The sequence below is a fragment of the Natrialba chahannaoensis JCM 10990 genome (genome assembly GCF_000337135.1).
Lineage (GTDB): Archaea > Halobacteriota > Halobacteria > Halobacteriales > Natrialbaceae > Natrialba > Natrialba chahannaoensis.
On the sequence record NZ_AOIN01000031.1, the window covers coordinates 1 to 2201 of the forward strand.

Here is a 2201-nt window from a genome sequence, read left to right on the forward strand (position 1 = left end):
CCCTGCTGCTTCGTACGTGACGCTTTCTATGACACACTCTTGGGTGTTAGTTTTCAATCGTATCAGGGAGTCCATCGCACTCTTCTGCTGGTGGTGGGCTGCCACTAACCGCGTTCCCGTCAGGGTCAGTGTCCATGGGTTGGTCAGCGTCACCACTTCCGGGTGGTCCGCGGATAGCAAAGCGTTCGTCAACCTGATACGGGAGATGACATTTGAACAGTTCTCGGTTATCCATCGAGCTGCGAGCGTTGTAATCTTCGACAAGGGTGTCAAGCTGGTTTTGGTTCCCAGTTATGCGCTGTTGAATTCTGCTATGGTCTTCTTCCGCAGTTCGGCTCCACTCGTTTGGATTCTCTCCGTGTATATCGTAGAACCGATCAAGTTCACCGTAGGCGTTTTCAACGTGTGCTCGTTGTGACTCAATGTCGTGGTATTGCTGCCGGAACCATTCGTATTCAGAGACTGCGTGCTCTGCGTTGTATGTCTGTTCGATGACTTCCTGTCCGGCATCGCGCTCTTCATGCCAAGGGAGGAATGGCATCCAGACATAGGAGATGATGTTTATTATGATGACAGCAACCATGACCACTCCGATGATCATGAGCAGCTGTTTCATCTGATCTTCTTCTGAGTTATCCATATGTTTGTTTTCTGTAAATCCTCCGTGTGTGCTTCTTTGGTTTGGCAAACCCCACCTGAACTCAAACCAGTTCGGAGAGTTGGATCTCTGACTTTGGTCTACACCGTGGGGTGATTGTCGACAACACGTGGTGTCGAACTACACCCATCTTTTAATGTGCAATATATAAGTCCTTTTATTATTGAAGAGGCGTTATAGAATCGACATCATAAGTTGATATGTAGATCTTGTTTTACTTCCACAAACAATCATCAATTATCCACAGTATATTCAGATGCCGTTAATTCCCAGAGAGAACGATTACTATAGTAGTCATTGCAAGTCAATGCACATCTGATCGCACGACAGCTATGCGCTCAGTGTGTGAATCGTTGCAGTTGTTACTATAGGTTAGTGATTTGTAGCACAGAACGTTCCGACCCTCTGTTCCAGGCCCCGAACGTTCTATATTGCATTATACGATTTACACAGAGCAGTGGTTGTGATCGAACAAAGACGCCACAACAACCAAACGAAGACACACAACAGTCAGACTAGCTCGAAAAGCCCATCTAGGCACATAGTCGCCAACAACACTATCCCCCGCTTCGAACGCGAATTGCTTCACTTGAGCACTCGAGATGCACTCCACAACCACTCGGCACGACTGCCAACTAGCCGGCTAGTCACTACCCACCAGACTGGACAAACGCTTGCAACTGTTCAAGGCCAACAAACCGTACGACAAACACTACACAGGGCATCGGATACAGACTACTCGTAGGAGACAAGCTAGCAAAATAACTGATTACAAACGATTCGATTGAGCCATACTATCGGACAAAAGCACTGCAAGGTCGATTTCGAACTGACAGCCACCCCCTATCGGTACCGACCGCTTCAAGCGAGCTTCGAGTAGTGCTGTCGAACAGTATCAGCGACGATTACCAAAGAAGGCTGATGAGTCCGCCACAGAGAAGTCCTGATACTATCGGACAGAACTATTCGAAGGTCAGTCGCAAAACTGTGGCGTTCCCTTTTAGTGAACGCCACGAATTCGTGACCGACTGCTCACTGACTTCTGTCCGACAGTATGTCTTCCATTGTTGGTCGAAGCGTGCATATGTGTACCTGGACACTCGAGTACACTCTGTTCCAAAAAGTGGTGGCTGCTGAGGCCACTGTTTCTTCTTGTTCCGTAGTCTCGGCGGTGGGAGCGACAGATACCGGTTCGAGTGTGAACGGGAAAAGACACTCTACACTCGTGTGGAGTATATCGTATCATGCTATACAGAATGGTGTTCACTGATGTTGCGAAGATGCTTCTATGATGCACAGCTTTCACAACTAAACAGTCTGAAATAACTCTCCGAGAGCCGTTGAGAACGTACGTCTATGAAACCTGTCGAATAGCGGTAAGGAAACCACCGGAGAAAGCGCACTCAGGACAGCGCTGGCGCTCCCGAGCGAGGAGAGCCCAGAGGAAACGAGTAGGTTAGTCAGGTGGGTCGAGGCCGTAATTCTTCTTGGCGAACGTCAGGAACGAGTTCGCCGTGAGCGCCGGCCCGTCCCCCACTTCGCC

Annotated in this window: 1 protein-coding gene; it reads right to left on the reverse strand. The window is 49.1% G+C overall.

The features are described 5' to 3' along the window. Positions 1-46: 46 nt before the first annotated feature. A complete protein-coding gene (locus C482_RS03685) occupies positions 47-640 on the reverse strand; it encodes a hypothetical protein (RefSeq protein WP_006166131.1) in 594 nt (197 codons plus the stop codon). Between the last annotated feature and the right edge of the window lie 1561 nt (positions 641-2201).

What these genes read in the sequence shown, in the direction of transcription:
- C482_RS03685 (WP_006166131.1), bottom strand. Translation starts at nt 640, where the DNA reads ATGGATAACTCAGAAGAAGATCAGATGAAACAGCTGCTCATGATCATC.